Consider the following 6,803-nt stretch of genomic DNA (forward strand, 5'->3'; position numbering starts at 1 on the left):
CGAGAGATTCATAAGAAAACGTCATCCTTTCTAGTCTAGCTTTTTTAGAAAGAATAACGTTTTTTTACACTTGGGGGTAGTGAAGATTTTTAAGTTGATGGGCATGGGGTTAATTCACTATGTTAAAGAAAATGATGTTTATGTTAATGGCTCTTACTCTAGTTTTTGTACCAACTCTCGCTTCAGCTGCAACTATAGAGGATGGAAAGAAATACAACGCAACACAGGAGGAATTAGAAGCTCAAGTTAAAGAATTAGAATATATTTTTTCGGTACTTATGGTAAAGGATGATAAAACAGGTAAATATGTTCTTAATAAAGAAGAATTAGCGAAATCTTCATATAACAATGAAGAAAAAGCAGCTATTATAGCTGGTGTTTATGTAATGAATGATGAAGAAATTCCATCTAATATGTACTCTAGTAACGTTTGGGAAAGATGTTGGCAGGATGCATTAGGTATTAGTAAATCATATTTTAATCAAATAAAATCGTATCTTAAGAAAGAGGATTACTGGGGAGCATTGGGAATGCTTTCGTTGCTTGGGCTACCATATAAGCCTGCGTTGTTATTTGCTTTTGCAGTAACTTGCGGGCCAGCTCCAGCTTATATTGCACCTAACCCTCATGAATAATAAGCCTGATATCTTATAAGTAAATGAACTAAAATTAGAATCTCTTTTGTAAATCTATTGATGCAAAAGAGATTCTTTTATCTTTTTAAAGAAGTATTTCTGTTAAATATGAAAATATTAAGTATATTCTGTTGAAAAAAAGTAGATTTGAAGTAAGTTAAACTTTCATATGATATGCTTATTCTATACTAACTAATTTTCAGGTGAGGAGTTGATCGGTTATTACTAGTATAGAGAATATATATAATGTTTCTGTATTCTTAATGCTTTTATCTACTTTTTGTTTTTATCTGTATTTACGAAAAATAAAAAGAGAAAGAAAGCTCACTGGTTTCGAATTTACAATGTATATCATAACACAAGTTAGTTACATTCTTTGGGGAATCTATATTATTTATATAAACTTTGGATGATATTTTTTGTTTTATGAAAAAAAGGCTATTAAAAAAGGGTTTGAGATAAATATCAAACCCTTTTGACTATATATAATTATTTCACTGCTTCTTTTAATTCTTTTCCAGCTTTAAAAGCAGGTGCCTTTGAAGCGGCGATTTGCATTTCTTCACCTGTTTGTGGGTTACGTCCTGTACGTGCAGATCTTTCACGTACTTCAAATGTACCAAAACCAAGAATCTGTACTTTTTCTCCATTTGCTAGCGCATTTGTTATTGTATCTAAAACAGCTTGTGTTGCTGCAGCTGCATCCTTTTGTGTAAGTTCTGCTTTTTCTGCTATTACTTTTGTTAATTCTGTCTTATTCATTTTTTGCACCTCTTCATATGTAATTAGGTGACTATTATAACGTGTGTATACTTATGATGCAATTAATATTGTGCATAGAAAAAGCCCTAGCAAGAGCTAGGGGACAATTTCTGTGTGGTAGTAAGAAAGAAAAACATGTTCATCGTACAGTCTAAATTGTAACATCTATATTAAATGATGAAAAGTACTTATTCTAGATGTTCTACTTGTTTCCACATATTCTATAATGAAAAATATCCCTCTAATTCATTTCATCTTAGAAGGATATTTCCAATCTTTTTCTTTTCGAGTATTTAGAGCAGGTTTAGATGAATTTGTAGAAAGTGTTTGCTTTTCTATTTTATCTAATCTCTCATCTAATTTTTCAATAGCTTCTTTTGTTTCCTTCAGCTCTAATTTAATTTCTGTCAGCAAACGGAGTATTGCATCTCCTTTTGTCATTTTCAACAGTAATCGCTCCCTTACTTATATTAAAAGTGTTACTGTATATAGTTGAAATTTCAATTAAAATAGAAGTAGCTGCACCTAGTCATATTGAATATCCTTTTACTTATTCATAGATATATAATAGCATTGCTATGGAATTTCTAGCAATATCAAAGGAATAGTTCCATTGGTTTCACTATTATTTCTAATCAGTGATGTATTAGCCTTAAAAAGGGAAAACGAAAAGTCATGAATATAGAAACAATAAACGAAATGAAAAAATAAATATATGAGTCCAGGAAGAAAAGAGCGTTATATTAAAGATTATAATGCTTCCAAAAATGAACTAGAAAAGATAATGACTTACGCTAAATTTAGCTTAGAAGCTAAAAAAAGAGAAAACAAGGTAAAAGACGATAAAGGAATTTAGATATATAATTGTGGTATGACATGCAGAAAGTAGCTAGAAATATAAAAAATAAAAGGTGGTATAAACATGAAATCAACAGGTGTTACTAGAAAAATAGATGAATTAGGGCGAATTGTTCTTCCGAAAGAGTTAAGAAGAACGTTAGGAATTGCAGAAAAAGATCCTATAGAAATATTCGTAGAAGATGAAAAGATTATTTTACAAAAATATAAATCTTATGATGCTTGTGCAATAACTGGTGATATTTCAGAAAAAAATATATCATTAGCACATGGTAAAATTGTTCTTAGTCCAGAAGGCGCTGAACTTTTAATTAAGGAAATCCAGCAGCAATTAGTTAAATAAGAATATTCTTCTTAGTACATTACAAAGAAAAAGACATCTATATAGATGTCTTTTTCTTTGACTTAAACCAACATAATTTTAAAAACACTACTTTTACAATGGCAAATATATTAACAATACTTCATATCACATTCATTTTAGCACAAATAACATCACGTATTCTATATATATAAATATAATTCAAGGAAAATACATAATTCCTTTTTAACAATTCACTGTACTTAGATGCTATTGTAGAGTGTATCATACATAGTTAATAAAAATGGTATGATGGGAATAAAGAACTATCGGAGGTATTGTTGCTGCTATTCAATCTCCCTGTAGAAAGTAGACAGCACGCTTAGAAATATGAGTGTAATATGAACTATAATTTTTTCAAAACATTACGACAAGGTTATGGTTCTTTTTTACGGAAAACTTTTCCTGTGAGTTGAAAGGAATTATTATAATCAAACTATTTTTTAATAGAATGATACCTAATTTGAAATTAATTTTAGTGATTGACACAATAATCCCTAGAATGCTACGGTTTTAATGGTAAAGTAATAAGAGGTTTAATGTATAGAGATATTACGTATATGATGCTAAAAAACGCCTGAATACTATTAGTGACAGGGAATCTATATTCGCATATCCCCTAAAATTAGATATACAGATAATTTGATTAATTAAACCGTACATATAGAGAGGAAGAAAGTAAGATGTTTAAAAAAGTTACATCGGTTGTAGCTTCTATTATAGGAGCCAGCCTGCTACTAACAGCTTGTAGTAGTGAAGAGAAAGAGACTAAAAATACAGCAAAGGCAACTGACAAGAATGAAACAAAACAATCCATTAATTTACCGTATATAGCGGAGATCCCAACAATGGATGTAACAAAGGCAACCGATAGTGAATCAATGAATGTAATGCGGAATGTGTTTGAAGGTCTGTATACACTAGGAAAAGATAACAAAGTAATTCCTGGTGTGGCAAAATCGTATGAAGTGAGTGAAGATAAAAAAACATACACATTCCATCTAAAAGATTCCAAATGGTCAAATGGAACACCTGTAACAGCTGCAGACTTTGTATTCTCCTGGAAACGTGCTGTGAACCCTAATACAGCCGCGGAATATGCGTTTCTATTCTTTGATATAAAGAATGCAAAGCGAATTAATAGTAAAGAGCTACCTGTAGATCAGCTAGGGGTAAAAGAAATTGATGATAAAACATTTGAGGTGCAATTAGAGCAGCCTGTCCCTTATTTCATTGATTTAACAACGTTTGCAACATTTTTACCTATTAACGAGAAGTATTTTGAATCACAAGGAACGCAGTATGGCTTAGAAGCAAATCAATTGGTCTATAACGGAGCGTTTACATTGGATAATTGGAAGCATGAACAAGGTTTTCAGTTGAAAAAAAATTCGAATTATTGGGATACTAAAGCAGTGAAATTAGATGAAATTAACTTTGATATTGTGAAAGATAAGTCAACAGAAATAAATTTATACGAATCAGGTCAAATTGACCGTGTAGGACTAACAGGTGAGTTTGTAGATAAATATAGAAATAGTTCTGATTTCAAAGAGCGACCTGAAGTAACTATGCAATTTTTACGTATGAATCAAAAAAATGAAGTATTAAAAAATAAACATGTCCGTTTGGCAATTAGTCAGGCGATGAATAAGAAAGCCTTTGTAGATACAGTGTTAAATAATGGCTCTCTTCCTGCAGATGGTTTTATACCCGCTGAGTTTGCTAAAGGATCGGATGGAAAAGACTTCAGGAAAGAGAATGGAGCATTAGTAAAAGATGATGTGAAGGCAGCCAAGGAAAACTGGAAGAAGGCAAAACAAGAACTTGGGAAAGAACAAGTAACACTCGAATTGCTCACGAGTGATAATGCAATAGCCAAGAAAAATGCGGAGTATTTGAAAGGTGAACTAGAAAAGAATTTAGAGGGGCTAACGGTCTATGTTAAACCGCAGCCACGTAAACAGCAAATTCAGTTGCTTCTAAATAGTGATTATGATTTAGGTGTTGATGTATGGGGACCAGATATTCCTGATCCGATTACATTTTTAGATTTGTTTACGACAGATAGTACATATAACTTTGATAAGTATTCAAATAAACAATATGATGAACTAATTCATCAAGTGAAAACAGACTTAGCTGGTGATGAAAATGCTCGTTGGGAGGCAATGAAACGAGCAGAAAAAATATTATTAGAAGATGGAGCAGTCGCACCATTTTATCAACCAGGCAGATCATACTTACAGCGTTCTTCCATTAAAGGAATTGTAACGAATGATTTTGGTGGGGAATTTAACTATAAATGGGCTGAAGTTAAGAAATAGGCCAAAAAAGGAGTCGATATATTCGAGTCCTTTTTTGGCATTGCAATTATGCATAATTACATATTTATTTATCTTTTTATATCGACAAAAAACGACATTATTTTTGATATGATTATATTAGAATCGGATATAACAATATTGGATGTTACAAATATACTGAGGGATATTAGGGAATTCTTGTTTTTTTAGAAGGGAAAATATTATGAATGAAACACTTAAGAGAGAAGATAAAGTTTCAGAAAAAACATTAAACAAATTCTTGAGTAAAATTATTGATGAAATTGATTTCCAAAGGAAAAATCAAGAGGATATCGCTAAAATAATTGGCATTTCTTCAGGAACGCTTTCGAAGAATTTAACAGGGAAAAATCAATTTGGATTTTGGAATTTAATTAGATTATTGAAGCTATTGTATGCGGGTGATATTAATAAACAAAGAAAGATGTTACACACCTTCTGTTCTGTCACAACAAGCAAGAAAAACTTGAGGATTGCTATGGAATACGCCAATGCAAAAGGTGATTTATCACTTCTTAAGCTATTAGTAGAACAGGAAAGAAAGTCTTCACTTGCAATGAATAGGGAATGGGCTTATGTATATGAATTGGTATTACTTAGAAGTAATGGGACAATTAAAAAGCAGGAATTATTATCTAAGCTTGAAGATCATAAAGGTAGTAAGATAATTAAGACAAACGAGATGAAGGTCTTATGTGGTATATTAACTTACTACACTAATTATGATTTAGAAAACTATAATTCTCTGTTCAAATATGCTGAAATGTTACTTCCAGATGTAGATGCAATTACTGATAGTTTTATTAGGTCATCTTATCTAGGCAGGATTAAAGAAGGATTAGCATATGCCTATTTAGTACAAGATAATCTTGAAATGTGTAGGAGTTTGTGTCAGGAGATTTTAGTAATAGATGACTCTAAAGATTGTTTCCATCTTTTAAGGGCATCCGCACTTGCATATATAGCAGAGTCATATACTTTCGATTGCTATGATAGTGCATCTTGGTATATGAAAAAGGCACTGAAGCAGTTGGGAGCATGTAATTTTGAAAGGGAAAAGCAAAGAAAGCTATCAATTCTTAACACATATGCTTTTATTAAGTTAGTGAATAAGCAAGAATTAGAGAATATAGTTATATATCATTCTGCAGAAAAATCTTTTTTAGAAATTATTAAGGGGAATTACAAAAATGCAGTTGAGATCCTGAGTGATTTAGAAAAGAAAAATGGGATGCTAACACCGATGCAATATTGTTATTTAGGAATAGCGAAGAATGATATTTCATTAATTGACAAGTCGATTGTGTTACTAGAGTGTGCTGGTAATAGGTTCTATTGTAGATTCCCTAAAAAAATAGTGGTAGAATTTAATAGAAATGGTATAATGTACGAGGGTGGTGCTATATGAAGAAATTATTATTTGTAGTAACAAGTATTGTTTTAGCAGCAGGAATTGTTTACACTGCTGTTGGTAGTAAAGAGCAACCAAACAATTTAGTAAAAAAAGATTCAGAACAATTATTAGCTAGAATGGGTGACCCTGGAAGTGGAATGGGTTAACCTTTAAATAATTAGAATGCGATTGTCTCATAGGAGGCAATCGCATTCGTTGTTTTTAGGGATATTTCCTAAATATCAAATTCGAAATACAAGAAAAGTTTGTGAATCATTCACAAACTGATAGCTAATACGAAATCAAATTTTTAAACTATATTGTTAGTAAGGTTGCAAAAACCCCATGCCCATCAACTTAAGAGTGAGCACAACCTGAGCTTTCGACTCATCGGATCAAAACATTCCTAAAATAAAAGCATACTCTTAAAAATAAGCATCTCAAATAAA

The 6,803-nt window shown here is 31.4% G+C and carries 8 protein-coding genes; 6 read left to right on the top strand and 2 right to left on the bottom strand.

Annotation, left to right across the window (positions count from 1 at the left end):
• The first annotated feature begins 119 nt into the window (after positions 1 to 119).
• Positions 120 to 635 (top strand): hypothetical protein, encoded by a 516-nt coding sequence (locus MR168_RS31620; RefSeq protein WP_000914524.1) that lies wholly within the window; start codon positions 120 to 122, stop codon positions 633 to 635.
• 489 nt (positions 636 to 1,124) lie between these two features.
• Here the strand turns inward: MR168_RS31620 and MR168_RS31625 are convergent, their stop codons facing one another.
• Entirely contained in the window at positions 1,125 to 1,397 is a 273-nt protein-coding gene (locus MR168_RS31625) for an HU family DNA-binding protein (RefSeq protein WP_001043935.1), read from the bottom strand.
• Between the two features lie 246 nt (positions 1,398 to 1,643).
• Positions 1,644 to 1,838 carry a hypothetical protein gene (locus MR168_RS31630; RefSeq protein WP_031303430.1) on the bottom strand — a complete coding sequence of 65 codons (195 nt, stop codon included), beginning with the start codon at positions 1,836 to 1,838 and terminating at the stop codon, positions 1,644 to 1,646.
• 274 nt (positions 1,839 to 2,112) lie between these two features.
• Between MR168_RS31630 and MR168_RS31635 the strand changes: the two genes are divergently transcribed.
• The 5 genes from MR168_RS31635 (at position 2,113) to MR168_RS31655 (ending at position 6,521) form a co-directional block, all read left to right on the top strand.
• Complete coding sequence (locus tag MR168_RS31635) at positions 2,113 to 2,253, top strand: hypothetical protein (protein WP_014481865.1); 141 nt, start codon at positions 2,113 to 2,115, stop codon at positions 2,251 to 2,253.
• A 66-nt stretch (positions 2,254 to 2,319) separates the two neighbouring features.
• Positions 2,320 to 2,598: an AbrB/MazE/SpoVT family DNA-binding domain-containing protein gene (locus tag MR168_RS31640; protein WP_000843046.1), complete on the top strand. Its 279-nt coding sequence runs from the start codon at positions 2,320 to 2,322 to the stop codon at positions 2,596 to 2,598.
• A gap of 701 nt (positions 2,599 to 3,299) precedes the next feature.
• The gene (locus MR168_RS31645) at positions 3,300 to 4,943 is read left to right on the top strand and encodes a peptide ABC transporter substrate-binding protein (RefSeq protein WP_021727862.1); all 1,644 of its coding nucleotides are present in this window, start codon (positions 3,300 to 3,302) and stop codon (positions 4,941 to 4,943) included.
• Positions 4,944 to 5,145: 202 nt separating this feature from the next.
• A complete protein-coding gene (locus MR168_RS31650) occupies positions 5,146 to 6,369 on the top strand; it encodes an AimR family lysis-lysogeny pheromone receptor (RefSeq protein WP_021727863.1) in 1,224 nt (407 codons plus the stop codon).
• The gene (locus MR168_RS31655) at positions 6,366 to 6,521 is read left to right on the top strand and encodes a hypothetical protein (RefSeq protein WP_021727864.1); all 156 of its coding nucleotides are present in this window, start codon (positions 6,366 to 6,368) and stop codon (positions 6,519 to 6,521) included. Before MR168_RS31650 ends, MR168_RS31655 begins: the two co-directional genes overlap by 4 nt.
• Positions 6,522 to 6,803 lie beyond the last annotated feature (282 nt).

The sequence above is a fragment of the Bacillus cereus group sp. BfR-BA-01356 genome, from assembly GCF_022663635.1.
Lineage (GTDB): Bacteria > Bacillota > Bacilli > Bacillales > Bacillaceae_G > Bacillus_A > Bacillus_A cereus.

Bases quoted from the DNA above. Each gene is read 5' to 3' on its own strand.
- MR168_RS31620 (WP_000914524.1), top strand. From the start codon at position 120: ATGTTAAAGAAAATGATGTTTATGTTAATGGCTCTTACTCTAGTTTTT.
- MR168_RS31625 (WP_001043935.1), bottom strand. From the start codon at position 1,397: ATGAATAAGACAGAATTAACAAAAGTAATAGCAGAAAAAGCAGAACTT.
- MR168_RS31630 (WP_031303430.1), bottom strand. From the start codon at position 1,838: ATGACAAAAGGAGATGCAATACTCCGTTTGCTGACAGAAATTAAATTA.
- MR168_RS31635 (WP_014481865.1), top strand. From the start codon at position 2,113: ATGAGTCCAGGAAGAAAAGAGCGTTATATTAAAGATTATAATGCTTCC.
- MR168_RS31640 (WP_000843046.1), top strand. From the start codon at position 2,320: ATGAAATCAACAGGTGTTACTAGAAAAATAGATGAATTAGGGCGAATT.
- MR168_RS31645 (WP_021727862.1), top strand. From the start codon at position 3,300: ATGTTTAAAAAAGTTACATCGGTTGTAGCTTCTATTATAGGAGCCAGC.
- MR168_RS31650 (WP_021727863.1), top strand. From the start codon at position 5,146: ATGAATGAAACACTTAAGAGAGAAGATAAAGTTTCAGAAAAAACATTA.
- MR168_RS31655 (WP_021727864.1), top strand. From the start codon at position 6,366: ATGAAGAAATTATTATTTGTAGTAACAAGTATTGTTTTAGCAGCAGGA.